At 69.9% G+C, this 16233-nt stretch carries 15 protein-coding genes; 8 read left to right on the forward strand and 7 right to left on the reverse strand.

Features of this window, described 5'->3' with window-relative positions:
- Positions 1-87: 87 nt before the first annotated feature.
- The 7 genes from amiA (at position 88) to ABRP18_RS01920 (ending at position 7865) form a co-directional block, all read left to right on the forward strand.
- Positions 88-186: a streptamidine family RiPP gene (amiA, locus tag ABRP18_RS01890; RefSeq protein WP_017831216.1), complete on the forward strand. Its 99-nt coding sequence runs from the start codon at positions 88-90 to the stop codon at positions 184-186.
- Positions 187-271: 85 nt separating this feature from the next.
- A complete protein-coding gene (locus tag ABRP18_RS01895; RefSeq protein ID WP_349885412.1) occupies positions 272-1081 on the forward strand; it encodes a hypothetical protein in 810 nt (269 codons plus the stop codon).
- On the forward strand, positions 1078-2067 hold the full coding sequence (locus ABRP18_RS01900) for a CocE/NonD family hydrolase (protein ID WP_349885413.1): 990 nt from the start codon (positions 1078-1080) through the stop codon (positions 2065-2067). Before ABRP18_RS01895 ends, ABRP18_RS01900 begins: the two co-directional genes overlap by 4 nt.
- The gene (locus tag ABRP18_RS01905) at positions 2064-3467 is read left to right on the forward strand and encodes a YcaO-like family protein (RefSeq protein ID WP_061018055.1); all 1404 of its coding nucleotides are present in this window, start codon (positions 2064-2066) and stop codon (positions 3465-3467) included. Before ABRP18_RS01900 ends, ABRP18_RS01905 begins: the two co-directional genes overlap by 4 nt.
- A gap of 38 nt (positions 3468-3505) precedes the next feature.
- Positions 3506-4510, forward strand: coding sequence for a hypothetical protein (locus tag ABRP18_RS01910; RefSeq protein WP_349885414.1), 1005 nt, complete (start codon positions 3506-3508; stop codon positions 4508-4510).
- Complete coding sequence (locus tag ABRP18_RS01915) at positions 4507-6150, forward strand: ATP-binding cassette domain-containing protein (protein WP_349885415.1); 1644 nt, start codon at positions 4507-4509, stop codon at positions 6148-6150. Before ABRP18_RS01910 ends, ABRP18_RS01915 begins: the two co-directional genes overlap by 4 nt.
- Positions 6147-7865: an ABC transporter ATP-binding protein gene (locus tag ABRP18_RS01920; RefSeq protein WP_349885416.1), complete on the forward strand. Its 1719-nt coding sequence runs from the start codon at positions 6147-6149 to the stop codon at positions 7863-7865. The genes ABRP18_RS01915 and ABRP18_RS01920 overlap by 4 nt, the downstream gene beginning before the upstream one ends.
- On the opposite strand, the gene ABRP18_RS01925 is transcribed toward ABRP18_RS01920, so the two are convergent.
- Entirely contained in the window at positions 7843-10377 is a 2535-nt protein-coding gene (locus ABRP18_RS01925) for a DUF3516 domain-containing protein (protein ID WP_349885417.1), read from the reverse strand. The genes ABRP18_RS01920 and ABRP18_RS01925 overlap by 23 nt on opposite strands.
- A gap of 169 nt (positions 10378-10546) precedes the next feature.
- Here ABRP18_RS01925 and putP point away from each other — a divergent pair, with 169 nt between their 5' ends.
- Complete coding sequence (gene putP / locus ABRP18_RS01930) at positions 10547-12058, forward strand: sodium/proline symporter PutP (protein ID WP_349885418.1); 1512 nt, start codon at positions 10547-10549, stop codon at positions 12056-12058.
- On the opposite strand, the gene deoD is transcribed toward putP, so the two are convergent.
- The 6 genes from deoD to ABRP18_RS01960 all read right to left on the reverse strand — a co-directional run bounded on the left by deoD (position 12055) and on the right by ABRP18_RS01960 (position 16226).
- Positions 12055-12765 (reverse strand): purine-nucleoside phosphorylase, encoded by a 711-nt coding sequence (deoD, locus tag ABRP18_RS01935; protein ID WP_349885419.1) that lies wholly within the window; start codon positions 12763-12765, stop codon positions 12055-12057. The two genes, putP and deoD, sit on opposite strands and share 4 nt — an antisense overlap.
- Positions 12766-12784: 19 nt before the next feature.
- Positions 12785-13303 carry a hypothetical protein gene (locus tag ABRP18_RS01940; protein ID WP_058632026.1) on the reverse strand — a complete coding sequence of 173 codons (519 nt, stop codon included), beginning with the start codon at positions 13301-13303 and terminating at the stop codon, positions 12785-12787.
- Positions 13300-13923: a hypothetical protein gene (locus ABRP18_RS01945; RefSeq protein ID WP_349885420.1), complete on the reverse strand. Its 624-nt coding sequence runs from the start codon at positions 13921-13923 to the stop codon at positions 13300-13302. Before ABRP18_RS01945 ends, ABRP18_RS01940 begins: the two co-directional genes overlap by 4 nt.
- Complete coding sequence (locus tag ABRP18_RS01950) at positions 13920-14291, reverse strand: hypothetical protein (protein ID WP_113681086.1); 372 nt, start codon at positions 14289-14291, stop codon at positions 13920-13922. The genes ABRP18_RS01945 and ABRP18_RS01950 overlap by 4 nt, the downstream gene beginning before the upstream one ends.
- A gap of 153 nt (positions 14292-14444) precedes the next feature.
- The gene (locus ABRP18_RS01955) at positions 14445-15104 is read right to left on the reverse strand and encodes a DNA alkylation repair protein (protein ID WP_349885421.1); all 660 of its coding nucleotides are present in this window, start codon (positions 15102-15104) and stop codon (positions 14445-14447) included.
- Between the two features lie 84 nt (positions 15105-15188).
- Complete coding sequence (locus tag ABRP18_RS01960; RefSeq protein ID WP_141370757.1) at positions 15189-16226, reverse strand: aromatic acid exporter family protein; 1038 nt, start codon at positions 16224-16226, stop codon at positions 15189-15191.
- Positions 16227-16233 lie beyond the last annotated feature (7 nt).

Below are 16233 nucleotides of genomic sequence, written 5' to 3' on the forward strand. Positions count from 1 at the left end.
AGAATCATTATCAATTAGGGTCGATCTCGTCCCACCGTGGACCCGCCCCGCACACCGCGGGTCGGAAACTCACTGAAGGAGAACGAAATGGAAAAGCAGATCCTCGCCGAGATCGAAGAGTCCGAGCAGCTGGCGCACCTGTCGGCATCGCACTCCAACGCACTGGTCGAGAACCCCTTCGACTGATCGCGGATCCTTCCGCCGCGCTTTCGAGCGCACTCCAGTCCGGCCGGGCGTTCGCGCCCGGCCGGGCCCTTCACCGAGAGACTCCATGACTTCCGAATCCCGCATCCTGCCGCTCCCCGACTCGGGAGCCCATCTCGTTCTCGGCGCAGACGGTCGCCCCCGGATCCGCCTGCGCACCGGACGATTCGCCCTGATCGACGCACCACCCGCCGAGCTGTTCGACGCCCTCGAGACTCCGGCCGGTGGTTCGGACGGTGCGGCCTCCGCGCTCCTCGACCGCCTGATGCTCGAGGTGCAGGAGCGCGAGTCGGTGGACGCGCTCCGCCGCTGGCCGGACGAGCGCCGCGACGTCTGCGTGCTGGGAGCAGGCGCGCTGGTCGACGGGCTCGAACGCGTCCTCCGGTCCTGGGGTGCGCGGGTCACCCTCCTCGATCCGGAGTCCGCACTGCCCGATGACACCTCCCTCGTCGTCGCCTACGCCGACGACGCGCTCGACCGCCGTCGGTGGTCCGACCTCGACATGCTTCCCCTGCAGGGTGTCGCCTGGCTGCGTGTGCACCGCGAGGGCGAGAGCATCCTGATCGATCCGCTCGCGCTCGACGAGCACGACCCGACCTCGGCCCAGGTATCAGCGCGACGGCTGGCCGCGAGCAGCGCGCCTGCTTCGACCGAGGCATGGCAGCAGTCCGGGCCTGCCCCGGCCACGCCCGTCGACGACGCGACCGCGGTGCTCGTGCTCGCCCGGCTGCTGCACGTGATCCTCACCTGGGCGCGAGCCGACGCCGACCTCGACCACCTGCGCACGACCCTGTGGAAGCTGGTGCCGTCGACCGGATCGGTCACCGAGCACACGGTGCTCCCCTTCCCCGCGGCACCGCCGAGGCTGCTCCGATGACCCCGCCGCGCGATGCCCGTCCTCATGTCGTCGTCGCCGATGACGGCGCCCGGCTGCGCGGATGGGCCTGGTCGCCCGCAGAGACGCGAGGCGTGGTGGTCATCCGCACTCCCTACGGGGCCTGGCGCCACGCCGACACCGCGCGGGCGTGGGTGAGGCGCGGCTACCGCTGCGTGATCCACGACGTGCGCGGCCGACACTCGTCCGACGGCGAATGGCACTCCTACCTCTCCGAGCGTGCAGACGGCCGCGCGGTGGTCGATGCCGTCAGGGCCGAGAGCCCCGGGCTGCCGCTCCTGCTCTCCGGCGGGTCGTATGCCGCCCACACCGCGCTCGAGGCGGCGAGGTCGGTCGACGTCGATGCACTCGTGCTCCTCGTTCCGGCTCTCGGGCTCGCCGAGACCGCGTGGGACGAGAACGGGCGACCACACCTGCGAGACCGGATCGGGTGGTGGCACCAGCACGGTCGCGGGGCGCGTTCCCTTCCCCCGCTGAGCGATGAGGAGCTCGAGGCCAGGGTGGCGCGGGCATCCGAGGTCGGCGTGCACCGGGCCGCTGCGGAATGGGGGTGGTCGCGGGAGGTGCTCTCCGGCTGGCGTCGCCTGTGGTCAGCGCCCGCCGTCGATCTGCACCGTGCATACGGCGACCTCCGCGTACCCCTGCTGCTCATCCGCGGCGACCACGACTTCTTCTTCACGGATGCGGGCCGGCTCGCCGATGCCTGGCGTGGGCCGCTGCACCTGGTCGACGGGCCCTGGGGCCACCGGCTCGCCGCCGACATCGACGATGACGACGTCCGCTCCCGACTGCGCAGGGCGGGCGGCATCGGCGGGGTGCTGGACACCTGGCTCACCGAGACCGGTCTGCCGTCGGCGGGAACAGCGTCGGCATCCGAGCCCGCAGGCGTCGATCGGCATCCGACCCGCCGCACCAGATCGGCCTTCGAGCCCGAGACCGGTCGCTGGCGCTACGAGAGGACAGCATGAACGCGCACGACACCCCGAATCACCGCACCGCTCGAGCGACCCTGCCTGCCGAGGCGCTCGTCGACGCGGAGGCCGGCATCATCCGCTCCGTGCGCGAGGTTCCGCATCCGATCGGCGCTCCGCACCGGTATCTGGCTCTCACCGCATCAGTGGCCGATGCCCGCCTGCTCGGCGAATGGCCCGCTGATCGGGTCTCGCTCGGCACCTCGTTCGGAGACCCCGCACAGGCGCGCATCGCGGCCATCGGCGAAGGCGTGGAGCGGTACTGCGGCAACTGGCTGCCCGACGTGCTGCCGCCGCACGACCTCCGCGTCGCCTCAGCGGAAGAACTGCGCGCCGACGGGGAGACCGTCATCGACGATGCGGATCTTCCGCGCTTCGCCGATTGGCAGCTCTCCCGTCCGGGCTTCCCCTATCAGCGGCTGGAGGCGTCCACGCCGACGCTGTGGGCGCGCTGCGACGATCTCGACGGGGGCTCGGTGTGGATGCCGGATTCCCTCGTGCACCTGAACTGGCGGCAATCCCGCTTCCGCTCCCTGCCCCGCACGCATCATCTCAACTACGCCGGCATCGCCACGGGGGCGGGTTTCGACGATGCGCGCGACCGCGGGGTGATCGAGGTGATCGAGCGGGATGCGCTCGAGGTGTGGTGGCACCTCGACGGGCCGACGTTCGGCATCGACCCTGCGACGGTCCCGGGCCTCCTCGACGATCTGGAGGGGAGCAGCCTGCGTGTGTGGCTGGTCGCCATGCCGTCGGAATTCGCCCCGGCGATCGGTGCTCTCGTGCACGATCCGGAGCGCGGCCTCTATGCCGCGGGGTTCTCGGCCGCACTCGATCCTGCACGTGCCGCACGGAAGGCCGTGCTGGAAGCCGTGCACACCTGGATCTACACGCAGGGCTGCACGACGGCGGACGGATGGGTGTTCCGCGCCGTCGCCGAGGGATTGATGGCCAAGGGACTCACCCTCGAGTTCCGTGCGGACGCCGACTACACGACCGCGGCCGGAGTCGAGTTCGAGAAGGTGATCGACCTCGGCGCACACGTGCAGGTCTGGCTGGACCCGACCGTGCACGGAGAGGCGCGCCGGTTCCAGGATCCGGTGCAGGGAGTACTCCCGTTGAGCGCAGTGGAACCGGTGACGATGGACGAGGTCCATGCGCGCCTGGCTGATCGCGGCCACCGCGTGCTCACGCGCGACCTCACGACCTCCGACGTGCGGCGCACCGACCTGCGCGTGGTGCGCTCGATCGTGACGGGGCTGGTCCCCAACGCACCGGCGGCGTTCTCGTACCTCGGCATGCCCCGGTTCCGAGAGGCGGCGCAGGAGCGCGGCTGGCGGACGACCTGGAGCGGCGGACCGGAGGACTTCACGCTTCTCCCGGCCCCGCACATGTGAGGCCGACCATGGCGCAGAGCTTGCGGGAAGAGCATGGCGTGTCCGCACCGCTCGACCAGGTGCACTCGACGCTGGTGCCGTCCGGCCCGTTGCCGCCCGGCCCGAGGGTGAACGCCTGGGGACGGACCGGAGCCGTGGCGGACGAACCTCCTGTCGGTGTGCGCGAGCTCGTCGACGGACTGTGGCACCCCGGGGAGTTCCATCGGGTGGAGGACGGCACGGCCACGAGCATCCGCCGTCGCCCGGTGCCCTCAGCCGGGGCGTGCTACCCGGTGCAGACGCACCTCGTCGACGCGGTCGGTGTGCGCTGGGCGATCGACCACGACGGAGGCTTGTTCCTGCGGCGTGATCCGCGTTCCGATCGTGAGGACGGATGGCCGTCGACCACCGCGGGGGACGGCATCGCGCGGGTGGTGTTCACGGTCCAGCCGGGTCGATCCTTCGGCCGCTACCGGCATCGGGCCTGGCCGCTCTGGATCGCCGACACCGCCTACGCGGTGGCCGCGGTGCGCTTCCTGCTGGGTGCGCGGGCGGGGCGCGGGCAGTTCGGGCCGTCGTCCCGGCTGCGCGGACTGCTCGGCGTGCCCCGCGCTTCCGACGTCGACAGCTGGCTGCGGCGGGGGCTCGTCCCCGAGATCCCGCTCGCCGCGGTCGAGCTCCCGCACACCCCGGTGCCGATCGACGCGGCACGTCGTGCTCTCGGCTCCAGGCGCTCGCCGTCCACGTCCGAGTTCCTCGTCCGGACCTCCGCGCGAGATCGCCTGTCCCCGCGCGGGGAGATCGATCGCGTCGCGCGCGCCTCCGGACAAGCCTGGGTGCGGGGTGCGAGCGCCGTCCGTTCCTGGTCCGTGCCGACCACGGCTCCGGCACCGCTCATCGGCACCGCGCTCTGGAACGCCCACCTCACCGCGGCCGGTCTCTGCTACCGCGCGGCCCTCGACGGAGGCTGTGGCGCTCGCCCGGTGTCCGGCTTCTCCTCGACCGGAGGGCGGTGGATCCTCCATGCGATCGCCTTCCTCGACTCTCCCGGAGGCTCACGATGATGATCGTCCCCGAGCTGTGGCGCGAAGCGCGACGGCACCCCTGGCTGCTGGCCTGGAGCACCCTCCTCCTTCTCCTCGTATACGCGACGCACCTGCTGCAGGCGCTGGCTCTCGCGTGGTCGCTCGCTGCTCTCGTGCGCGGTGAGGGGCAGGGCGCGGTCGTCGGCATCGGGGTGATCCTCGTGATCGGAGTGACGCGGATGCTGCTCACCATCGTGCAGGGAGATGCCGCCGCGCGTCTCGGCGGGAGGGTGAGGGAAGACCTTCGGGGCGCGGCCGTCTCCGCGGTCCTCGTGCCGGAGCGACTGCATGATGCCGGTCTCAGGGACGGCTCGACGCAGCTCGCGCTCGGCGACGGGATCGACGGCACGGACGCCTATGTGTCGAAGTACATCCCCGCCGTGGTGCAACTCGTCGTCGGCAGCCTGATCGCCGTGTGCCTCGTGGCGGTGCTGTCCCCGCTGATCGCGCTGTGCGTCGCGGCGGGGATCCTGCTCGCGGTGCTCGGCCCGCTGCTGTGGAAGCGCATGCTCGCCCGTCGAGGCTTCGAGCACTGGGACAGCTACGAGGCTCTCAGCGGCGACCTTCTCGAGTCCCTTCGCGGAATGTCGACGTTGCGCGCACTGGGGGACGTCCCCGCCACACGGGCGCGCCTGCACACGAGATCGGAGGCGCTGCGCCTGGCCACCGAACGCGTGATGCGCACGTCGCTCGCGGAGACGGCCATCACAGACCTCGCCGTGCAGGCCGGCGTGGTGGTCGCCGCGGGGCTCGCGGTCGTCGCGGTCCTGACCGGTGAGCCGCCGGCCGTCGAGGTCTACGCGCTGCTGCTGCTCTCCTCCGAGGCGTTCCGTCCGGTGCGTGAGCTCTCCCGACACTGGCACGCGGGTTTCCTCGGTCTGACTGCTGTTCCCGGGCTCGCGACCCTGGGGGCGTTCCGTCGCTCGCCCGCTCCCGTGCCGGTGCAGGCGGACGCCGATGCGCACGCTCGTCCCGCAGGTCAGGTGCTCCGCATCTCCGGCCTCTCGTACCGCTACCCCGGTGCCGATCGTGACGTCCTCCGCGGTGTCGATCTCCTCGCCGAACGCGGAGAGGTCCACGCGATCGCCGGGCCTTCGGGCGCAGGCAAGTCCACGCTCTTCGACCTCGTCCTCGGATTCCTGCCCGCGGCAGCGGGAACGGTCGAGCTCGACGGGCGTCCGCTCCAGCCGAGCGATGTGGCGGTCGTCTCGCAGCGGCCCGTCCTCTTCGCCGGCACCATCCGGGAGAACATCGATCTGCTCGGTGCGGATCGGGAGGACGTCGAACGCGCCTGTGCCGCGGCGGGTGTGCTCGACGAGATCAGGGCCATCCCCGGCGGCTTCGAGGCGATGGTGGCGGAGGCCGGGACGAGTCTGTCGGGAGGACAGCGCCAACGCCTCGCCCTCGCCAGAGCGCTGCTGGCCGGTCGTCCCGTGCTGCTCGTCGACGAGCCGACCAGCGCCCTCGACGACCGCAGCGCCCTGACCGTCGCCGAGACGCTCGAACGCGTCGCCGAAGAGAGGATCGTGCTCATGATCAGCCACCGCCCCGAGGCGCTCGCCCGCGTGGCCGACGTGCGGGTGCTCCGTGACGGGGTGCTCGTGGAGGAGGCTCCGTGACCTCGTCATGGGCCATCCTCGCCCGGCTCCTTCCGCCGCTGCGACCGGAATGGCGTCGCATCATCGGCAGCTACCTGATCGCCACCACGAGTCTGTGCGCCCTCGCCGCCATCGGGGTGCTCACCGCACTCGGCGTCGGCGGCGCCGTCGTGCACGGCACCTGGCCTCCGGCTGTCTGGTGGGTGGCGCTCGGTGCCCTCGTGCTGCTGCGCACCTTCCTCACCTGGCGGGAGATGGACGTGTCGCACGCCCTCGCGTACCGGGTGCTGGCGCGGCTGCGGATGGCTCTCTTCGACGCCTACTCCCGGAGCGTTCCGGGGCGGCGCCGGGAGCATTCGGGCCGCGCGGCCTCCGTGGCGATGACCGACATCGAGAAGCTGGAGTTCTTCTACGCGCACACGGTGGCGCAGATCGGAGCCGCGCTCACCCTGTTCCTGGGAGCCGTGGTCTGCGCGTTCGTCGTGATGCCCGTGGCGGCGCTCGTGATGCTCGGCGGAGCGGCAGCCGTTGCGCTCACCGCCTGGGCGGGAGCAGGTCCGGCGCGCCGGGTGGGGGCGCGCGAGCAGCAGGAACGGGAGGATCAGTCGGAACGGCTGGTCGATGCTCTCGGCGCCGTGCGGGAGGTTCTCGCCTACGGCCTGCAGGGTCGCGTCGTGCGCGAGGCGGTCGCCGGTACCCGGAGGTCGGCGGCGCTCAGCCGTCGGAGGGAGGCCATCGCCCATCTCGTCGACGGCACGCGCGAGCTGATCCTCACCGCCGTGGTGATCGGCGTGATCGCGGCGTCCCTCATCCTCGGCGGCACGGCGGGCGGCACGGTCGGCGGCACGGTCGGCGGCACGGTGGGCGGCGCTCAGGCCGCGCTGCTTCCCGCGGTGATCGCTCTCGCGGTCGCCGGGGTGGCCGCGGTGGCAGAGGCTGCCCACACGGTGTCGGAGCTGCACCCGCTGATCGCGAGCGCCGACCGTGTGGGGGCGGGTCTGCACCGTCCTCCGGTCGTGGTGCCGGTCGAGCGCCCGATCGCACTGACCGATGGCCCCGTCGGAGTGCGCTTCGAAAAGGTCTCGTTCTCCTACGACGACAGGACCGACGTGCTCGGAGGGTGGTCGATGGACGTCGATCCGGGGGAGCACATCGGTCTCGCCGGGCCGTCCGGAGCGGGCAAGAGCACGGTCATCGCGCTCGCCGCCCGCCTGTGGGACCCCTCAGCCGGCACCGTCGCGCTCGTCGACGCGGCAGGCGTCGCCTATCCGCTCGGCCGCATCCGCGACGACGAGCTGCGCCGTGTCGTGGCAGTGGTGGAGCAGGACGCCCGTCTCTTCCACGGCACGGTCCGAGAGAACCTGGTGCGCGGAGCGGACCCCCGCACCGACGAGCAGCTGCTCGAAGCGCTCACAGCGGTGGGGGCCGATGACTGGATCACCCTCGATGATGAGCTCGGTGAGCACGGTGCCCGGCTGTCGGGAGGTCAGCGCGCCCGGCTGGCCTTGGCACGGGCACTGTGTCGTGCGCCGCGGGTGCTCATCGTCGACGAGATCACCGCGAGCCTGGACGCCGAGTCAGAGCGCATCATCTCCGACGTGCTCGCACGGTTCGACGGGACCGTGATCGCCGCCTCGCACCGGCGCGAGACGCTGGGGAGGTTCGGCAGGGTCGTCGGTGTGGAGAGGGTGGGGGCAGTGGTCGGGCCTGCGCCTACAGCCGGTCCACTCCGGTGACGGTGACGACGGCCTCGCCCGCCTCGTCGGAGTCGGCGAGATCGATCGTCGCGGAGATGCCCCAGTCGTGGTCGCCTGCCGGGTCGTCGAAGATCTGGCGCGCCGTCCAGACGGTCGGCCCCTCGGTGAGGATCAGCAGCTTCGAGCTGCGTGCATCCGCTCCGGTGAGGATCTCGTCGTGGTCGGCGAAGTATCCGTCGAGCGCGTCCGACCACGCGTCGGCGCCGAACCCCGGATCGAGCTCGGCCAGCGCGTTCACGTCTTCCCTCGCGGCGAGCTGCACCCGGCGGAACAGTTCGTTGCGCACCAGGATGCGGAAGGCGCGGATGTTGCTCGTCAGGCGCTTGGGTGCGGGAGGGACGATCGGCTCGTCCGGCCGATGCGGATCGAAACGGCCGTTATCCACCCCGGCGATCAGCTCCTCCCATTCGTCGAGCAGGCTGGAGTCGACCTGACGGACGAGTTCTCCGAGCCACTCGATGAGGTCGCGGAGGTCTTCGTCCTTGAGTTCCTCCGGGATGGTCTGCGAGGCCGCACGGTAGGCGTCGGAGAGGTAGCGCAGCACCACGCCCTCGGAGCGCGCGATCTTGTAGTAGGCGACATATTCCCCGAACGACATGGCCCACTCGTACATGTCGCGCACGACCGACTTCGGGTGCAGCTCGAAGTCGCGGATCCAGGGCTGAGCGGCGCTGAACGTCTCGAAGGCCGCGGTCAGCAGCTCGTCGAGCGGCTTCGGGTACGTGATCTGCTCGAGCAGCTCCATGCGCTCGTCGTACTCGATGCCCTCCGACTTCATGGCCGCGACCGCCTCGCCGCGTGCCAGGAACTCCTGCTGGCTCAGCACGGCGCGGGGATCGTCGAGCGTCGACTCCACGATCGAGATCATGTCGAGCGCGTAGGACCCCGTGCCCGTGCCGGCGGCGGGATCGGGGTCGAGCAGTTCGAAGGCCGCGAGGGCGAACGGCGACAGCGGCTGGTTGAGTGCGAAGTTCGGCTGCAGGTCGACCGTGAGGCGGATGTCGCCATCCGGCGTCTTCTCCACGATGCCCGATTCGCGCAGGGTGCGGTAGATGCCGATGGCCCTGAGCGCGAGCTCGCGCTGACGCTTCCGCGGTTCGTGGTTGTCGTATACCAGCGCGCGCATATTGGCGAACACGTCGCCGCCCCGGGCGATCACGTTGAGCATCATGGCGCTCGTGATCTGCATGTGGGAGGTCAGCGTCTCCGGCACGGCGTCGATGAGCTTGCGGAACGAGGGCTCGCCCCACGACACGAAGCCGTCGGGTGCCTTCTTGCGCACGATCTTGCGCTTCTTCTTCGGGTCGTCGCCGGCCTTCTTCAGCGCCGCGACGTTCTCGCTCTCGTGCTCGGGAGCCTGAGCCACCACCGTGCCGGCGGTGTCGTATCCCGCACGACCAGCGCGGCCGGCGATCTGATGGAACTCGCGGGCGTTCAACTGCCGCATCCGCGTACCGTCGAACTTCGTGAGGGCGGTGAGCAGCACCGTGCGGATCGGCACATTGATCCCGACGCCGAGAGTGTCGGTGCCGCAGATCACGCGCAGCAGGCCGCGCTGCGCCAGCTGCTCGACGAGGCGCCGGTACTTCGGCAGCATGCCCGCGTGGTGCACGCCGATGCCCGCACGCAGGAATCGCGAGAGCGTCTTCCCGAACGCGGTCGTGAACCGGAACTCGGCGATCAGGGCGGCGATCTCGTCGCGCTGCTCGCGGGTGGCCACCTTGGTGCTCGACAGTGCCTGGGCGCGTTCCATCGCTGCGGCCTGCGAGAAGTGCACGACGTAGATCGGCGCCTGGCCCGTGTTCAGCAGGTCGTCGATCGTCTCGTGGATCGGAGTCGTCTCGTAGAAGAAGTGCAGGGGGACGGGGCGCTCCACTCCCGTCACGGTGGCCGTCTCACGGCCGGTGCGACGGGTGAGGTCGGCGGCGAGCTCGGTCACATCGCCGAGGGTCGCCGACATCAGGATGAACTGCGCCTGCGGCAGCTCGAGCAACGGCACCTGCCACGCCCATCCGCGGTCGGGGTCGGCGTAGAAGTGGAACTCGTCCATCACGACCTGCCCGACGTCGGCGTCGGTGCCCTGGCGCAGCGAGAGGTTCGCGAGGATCTCCGCCGTGCAGCAGATGATGGGGGCGTCGGCGTTCACCGAGGAGTCGCCCGTGACCATTCCCACGTTCTCGGCGCCGAACACGTCGACCAGGGAGAAGAACTTCTCGCTCACGAGCGCCTTGATCGGTGCCGTGTAGTAGCTGCGACGCCCGGCCACGAGTGCGCTGAAGTGCGCACCGATCGCCACCAGCGACTTCCCGGTGCCGGTCGGCGTCGACAGGATCAGGTTGTTGCCGGACACGATCTCGATGACCGCCTCGTCCTGCGCGGGATACAGACTGATGCCCGTCGATTCCGCCCATTCGACGAACGCCAGATAGACGGCGTCCGGGTCCGCGGCGTCCGGAACGAGGGCGGGGTCGAGCCGCGGAGGGGTAGTCATGATCCCTCGATCATCCCATCCGCCGATGAGTGCCTGATGCGGCGCGAGGTCAGACCTTGCCGACCGCGCCGAAGTCACGCCGCGCCGAGGCGCCTCGGTGTGCGCGAGGCCGCGCTTGACATCATCGAACGACGACAACCGGAGGTTGCACCGCCCAGGGGGGACGACGATGCCCGACCAGATCTTCACCTTCGCCGCACTCGCGCTGTACTTCGCAGCGATGCTGCTCATCGGCTGGATCGCCTTCCGGCGAACCGGCGATCACGAGGACTACATGCTCGGCGGACGCAATCTCCCGCCGTGGGTGGCCGCGCTCAGCGCCGGTGCCTCCGACATGTCCGGCTGGCTCGTGATGGGGCTACCCGGTGCGATCTACGTCTCCGGTCTCATCGAGGCGTGGATCGCGATCGGTCTCACCATCGGCGCCTACCTGAACTGGCTGCTCGTGGCTCCTCGGCTTCGTGCCTACACGCAGGTGTCGCGCAACTCCATCACGGTGCCGAGCTTCTTCGAGAATCGGCTGCGCGACACGACGCGACTGCTCCGCGTGGTCTCGGGTGTCGTCATCCTCGTGTTCTTCACCCTCTACATCTCGTCGGGCATGGTCGCCGGCGGCGTCTTCTTCGAGAGCTCGTTCAACGGCGACTATCTGACCGGCATGCTGCTGGTCACGGGAGTCACCCTCGCATACACGCTGTTCGGCGGCTTCCTCGGTGCATCACTGACCGACGTCGTGCAGGGGCTCATGATGGTGGTCGCCCTCGTGGTGATCCCGGTCGCGGCGATCGTGGCGATCGGAGGGCTGGCCGAGACGGGCGAGCTGATCAACGAGGTCGCGCCCGACCATCTGTCCCTGCTCTCGGGCACTGCGCTCACCGGCGGCACGATCCTCGCCATCGTGTCCTCCCTCGCGTGGGGACTCGGGTACTTCGGGCAGCCGCACATCATCGTGCGGTTCATGGCGCTGCGCTCACCCCAGGAGGCGAAGAGCGCTCGACGCATCGGCATCTCCTGGATGATCGTCTCCCTCGGCGGCGCGGTGCTGTCGGGCCTGGTCGGCATCGCCTACATCGCCAAGACGGGCGTCGACCTCGCCAACCCCGAGACCGTGGTGCTGCTGATGTCGCAGACGCTGCTGCATCCGTTCGTCGCTGGCCTCGTGCTGGCGGCGGTGCTCGCCGCGATCATGAGCACGATCTCCTCCCAGCTGATCGTGTGCTCCTCGGCGCTGGTCGAGGATCTGTACGGCGTGTTCCGGCGCACGCCGCCCTCGCAGAAGACGCTCATGCTGATGGGGCGGCTCGGGGTGCTCGGCGTCGCAGTCGTCGCGGCGGTGCTGGCGATCACCCCGAACGACACGATCCTCGGCCTCGTCTCCTTCGCCTGGGCCGGATTCGGCGCGGCGTTCGGGCCGGTCATCCTGCTCAGCCTCTACTGGCGCAAGCTCACCAACTGGGGTGCGCTGGCGGGGATGTTCGTCGGTGCCGCGACCGTGTTCATCTGGAAGGCTCTCGATACCGGGCTCTACGAACTACTTCCCGCGTTCGTGTTCGCGATGCTCGCGGCGGTCGTCGTGAGCCTGCTCACATACCGGCACGACGAGGAGATCCAGCAGGAGTTCACCGACACCGGCGCGATGGTGGCGCTGCCGCGTCCGCACGCGGTCGGCGACACCCCCTAGCGGGTCGCGGCGCGCAGCGCGATGCGGATCATGTCGCCGAACGTCTGCTCGCGCTCCTGCGCGGTGGTCTCCTCGCCCGTGATGATGTGGTCGCTGACCGTGCAGATGGCGAGGGCGCGCCGACCGTGGTACGCCGCGAGGGTGTAGAGCCCGGCGGCCTCCATCTCGACGCCGAGGATGCCGTGCTGCACGAACGGCTCCGTGAGCTCGGGGCGCGTGCTGTAGAACTGGTCGCTCGAGAACAGCTGCCCCACGTGCACCGTCGACTCCAGGGGCTCGGACTCGCTCGCCTCGACCGCAGCGCGCAGCAGCGAGAAGTCGGCCACGGGTGCGTAGTCGAGTCCGTGGAAGCGCACGCGGTTGATGCCGGAGTCGGTGCTGGCGCCGTTCGCGATGATGATGTCGCGGATCTTCACCCGCTCGGTCAGGGCGCCGCACGAACCGACTCGCACGATCGTCTGCACGTCGTAGGAGTCGAACAACTCGTTCGCATAGATAGCCATCGACGGCTGGCCCATGCCCGAGCCCTGCACCGAGACGCGGTGCCCCTCCCAGGTGCCGGTGAAACCCAGCATCCCGCGCGTCTCGGAGTGCAGCTCTGCATCGTCGAGGAACGTCTCGGCGATCCACTTCGCCCGCAGCGGGTCGCCGGGGAACAAGACGATGGGTGCGATCTGACCGGGCTCTGCGGCGATGTGCGTGCTCATGGCCTCAGCGTAGCCAGCCTCACCCCGGTGCGCCGGCGAGCCCCAGTGCGGTGATGAGCTCGTATGCAGCCGAACGGGCCTGCACGATCACGGTCCCGACCTGCACGCCCTTCGCCGAGACCGAGAGGAGCAGCTGGCCGTAGGGGGCGAGGATGAAGCTGAGCAGCGACAGCTGACTCTGCCCGATCGACACCGAGACGACGGCGGAGAGGCTCGGCTCCGTTCCGCGCGAGATGATCTCGGCCTCGGCCCTGGCGACGGCGAACAGCGAACCGTTCATGGCGGCCAGGCGGTCTCCGGTCTCGGCGAGGGTGCCGACGGAGGCGATGTGCAGGCCGTCGGCGGTCGAGAGGACGGCTGTGGTCAGTTCGGGGAAGCGCTCCTCGAGATGACGCAGCCGGGTGAGCGCGGCCTGGCTCACGACGCCCGACCAGAGCGCCCAGTTCGCCGCGAGATCCGGATGCATGAGCACGCCGTCCTGCGTCGGCCCCGACTCGCCGGTCGACGCGGGGTCGTCCGCTCGGATGGGGACGTTCATGACTCTCCTCCAGGGAGGTCGAGGGCCGCGCACGCCACACGCATGACGCTCTCGCGGTCGCGCGCGTCGGCGGCGAGCACGCGAGTGAGGGGTATCCGATACCTTTCGAGGCTCGCACCGAGCGTCCGGCGTACCTCGTCGAGGGCCTCGGCGGCCACATGCGTGACCGCGATCACCGTCCGCTCGTGGTCGGCGGTGAGACGCGCGAGCCACTCGTCGGCGTCCGCAGAGATGCTCCCGCGGTCTGCACGCAGCCACAGCAGCATACGGGTGTCGGAGGCGGAGACGCTCTGCCGGGCATGGGCGAAGCGGTCCTGGCCGGGAACGCCGATGAGCGCGACCGAGATCTCGTCCGTGGGCTTCCACGTGCCGTAGTCGAGCCCCACCGTGGTCGTCGTCTTGTCCGTATCGCCGTACTCCGCTGAGCCGGCCGAGATCGGGACATCGGTATCCACGGTGACGACATCGCTCAACGCGCGGACCGCCGTGGTCTTCCCGGCACCGACCGGCCCGGCGAAGACGAGGCGGAACCTCGTCGGCAGATTCCGACGTCGTCGGCGCACGCGTGTGGCCGCCGGTTCTGCGGCGGTGTCGACGGTCGAGGCTTCGGAGCCGGTCAAGCGTTCAGCGCCACCACGTGGCGGTTGACGGCGGACCGGAGCAGGGCGATGTTCGTCGCCTGGCGGTCGGCGGCGAGGTAGATGAACGTGTCGTCGTCGATCATCTTGAGCAGGTGCAGCTGCGTGTCGAGCGTCAGCAGCATGTCCTCGAGTGCGGCCTCGAGGCGGAGCGCTTCGATCGTCTTCCGCTTGCTCTTCACCATCTCGCTGTTGTACGCGCTGGCGACATCGAGGTCGAAGTCCGGCCGGACCGAGTTCGACGCGAGCGGCAGACCCGATTCGACGTCCACCACGGAGGCTCCGATGAACCCGTTGATGTCGTTCGCGATGTCGGCGATGAGTGCGTTCAGTTGATCTTGCGTGGCCATGATGAGGCATCCCCAGTTCCGTCGTCGCGCAGGTGACCGCACCGTGCGGCCACCCCCAGTGCGCAGACGAACGGATAAAGTGTATAACGTTACCGACTGTGCTGCGCGACGGTGGTCGGACACGCCTGGCGAGGAGTGATCGCCCGGGGAGGCTCAGCCCTCGCGGCGGCGCACGATCTCATCGATCCAGAGCGGGGCGAACGGTGAGGTGCAGCCGGGCGCGGTCGGGTAGTCGGCGAGCACCTGCAGGCGCTCGCCGATCTCCCGCGCTCTGGCGCGATGCTCGGGGTGGAAGATCCCGATGTTGGCGAGGGTCTCGTTCATGGCCCATTGCAGGCGTGACGGCGCCGTCGCCAGATCCCGCTCGATCAGATCGAGCAGCTGCGAAAGGTCCAACCCCTCCGCGTCCTTCGTCACGCGCACGGTCGTGAGCGACCACGCGGCGGCGGCCACTGTCGGGTCGGGGTCGTCGAACCAGCGCAGTCGCAGCTCCTCGGCGAGTGGAGTCTTCTTGGCGACGTAGTTGACGAACCAGTCGTTGACCTTGGGGGCGCGGGTCTCGCGCAGCATGGCGTCGAGCTGGTCGGCGCCGAAATCCCTGGGGCGACAGATCAGGAGGGCGAGCAGCCGCGCACGTGTCTCGCCCGTGGCCCACAGATCTTCGGCGAGGTGCTGATCCGTCTTGATGCGCTTCGCCAGGGCGCGCAGTCGGCTGAGGTTGATGCCGTGGTCGTCCCCGCGCTTCTCGTTGGCTGCGCGCACCTTCGGGTCATCCAGCGCGGCCAGTTCCCCGAGCGCTTCGACGGTGTTCATCTTCCCAGCGTAGGCCGGTTCGAATCGCGCGAATGGTTCGATTCCGGCGCCGGATACCACCCCGTTGCGCGATTCGAAGACCGCTCAGTCCTCGTCGACCAGCTCGCCGCGGATGCGACGGAGGTCCTCCATGAGCGACCCGATCAGGATCCAGTGCTGTGATGACGGCGGACGGATCACCAGGGGAGCGGTGAGGGCGGGGATCGTCGACGTCATGTCGTCCGGCTCCGGAAGCGCCTCCGCGATCTGCACGGCGAGACGCACGTCGTGGCCGGCTCGCCGCAGCTGCTCGGCGATCGCCGTGACCGCCGGCTCCTCGCCGATCGTGTCGTCGTAGTGGTCGAAGTACGCGCGGGTCATGCCGATGGTCTGCGTGACGATGGGGGAGAGCCGGTCGAGCAGTGCCCGCAGCTCGCGCAGGTCGGCGCGGTGGGTCGAGCGCCGCGGGTTCAGGGTGAGCGACTCCTCTCCCGCGGCGATCGCGGCTTCCGCCGCCTCCTTCATCGGACGCAGCAGTCGCACCTCCAGCATCAGCTCCTGCAGTCTCGCGGGCGTCTGCGGTTCGGGCAGCGCGTCGGCCAGGCGGTCGAGGCTCGCGGCGAGCTCGCGGCCCAGCAGGCCCACATCCCGGCGGGCGGGTGCGACCAGCACCGGTGGCACGATGAGTGCGTTCACGACGATGCCGATCACCACGCCGATCAGCGTCTCCACGATGCGGGCGAATGCGTACTCCGGGCTGGAGGACCCCAGAGCCAGCACCAGCATCGCGGAGATCGCGACCTGGTTCCCTGTGCCTGGAGACGCGCGGAAGATCCAGGCCACCAGCATGGCGACGACGATCGCGAGCAGCACGATCCAGCTCGGCGACCCCAGCAGCAGACCCAGCGCCACGGCGATCACGACACCCGCGATCACCCCGATGCTGCGCTCGAGCGCCTTCGACAGCGACTGGTTCACGCTGGGCTGCACGACCAGGAGGGCGGCGATCGCGGCGAAGACGGGCAGTTGCGCCGGGAACACCCATCCGGCGATGAGCCAGGCGGCGATGGTCGCGGCTGCCGACTTCACGACCTGCAGCAGCGGAGAGCGCTGTGAGGCACGGATCGCGGCGGGGATGCGCATGACCTCA

Origin of the sequence: Microbacterium sp. WHRI 7836 (genome assembly GCF_040223885.2) — a bacterium.
Taxonomy (GTDB): domain Bacteria; phylum Actinomycetota; class Actinomycetes; order Actinomycetales; family Microbacteriaceae; genus Microbacterium; species Microbacterium oxydans.

Bases quoted from the DNA above. Each gene is read 5' to 3' on its own strand.
- putP (WP_349885418.1), top strand. From the start codon at position 10,547: ATGCCCGACCAGATCTTCACCTTCGCCGCACTCGCGCTGTACTTCGCA.
- ABRP18_RS01925 (WP_349885417.1), bottom strand. From the start codon at position 10,377: ATGACTACCCCTCCGCGGCTCGACCCCGCCCTCGTTCCGGACGCCGCG.
- ABRP18_RS01960 (WP_141370757.1), bottom strand. From the start codon at position 16,226: ATGCGCATCCCCGCCGCGATCCGTGCCTCACAGCGCTCTCCGCTGCTG.
- ABRP18_RS01955 (WP_349885421.1), bottom strand. From the start codon at position 15,104: ATGAACACCGTCGAAGCGCTCGGGGAACTGGCCGCGCTGGATGACCCG.
- amiA (WP_017831216.1), top strand. From the start codon at position 88: ATGGAAAAGCAGATCCTCGCCGAGATCGAAGAGTCCGAGCAGCTGGCG.
- ABRP18_RS01905 (WP_061018055.1), top strand. From the start codon at position 2,064: ATGAACGCGCACGACACCCCGAATCACCGCACCGCTCGAGCGACCCTG.
- deoD (WP_349885419.1), bottom strand. From the start codon at position 12,765: ATGAGCACGCACATCGCCGCAGAGCCCGGTCAGATCGCACCCATCGTC.
- ABRP18_RS01900 (WP_349885413.1), top strand. From the start codon at position 1,078: ATGACCCCGCCGCGCGATGCCCGTCCTCATGTCGTCGTCGCCGATGAC.
- ABRP18_RS01895 (WP_349885412.1), top strand. From the start codon at position 272: ATGACTTCCGAATCCCGCATCCTGCCGCTCCCCGACTCGGGAGCCCAT.
- ABRP18_RS01950 (WP_113681086.1), bottom strand. From the start codon at position 14,291: ATGGCCACGCAAGATCAACTGAACGCACTCATCGCCGACATCGCGAAC.
- ABRP18_RS01915 (WP_349885415.1), top strand. From the start codon at position 4,507: ATGATGATCGTCCCCGAGCTGTGGCGCGAAGCGCGACGGCACCCCTGG.
- ABRP18_RS01940 (WP_058632026.1), bottom strand. From the start codon at position 13,303: ATGAACGTCCCCATCCGAGCGGACGACCCCGCGTCGACCGGCGAGTCG.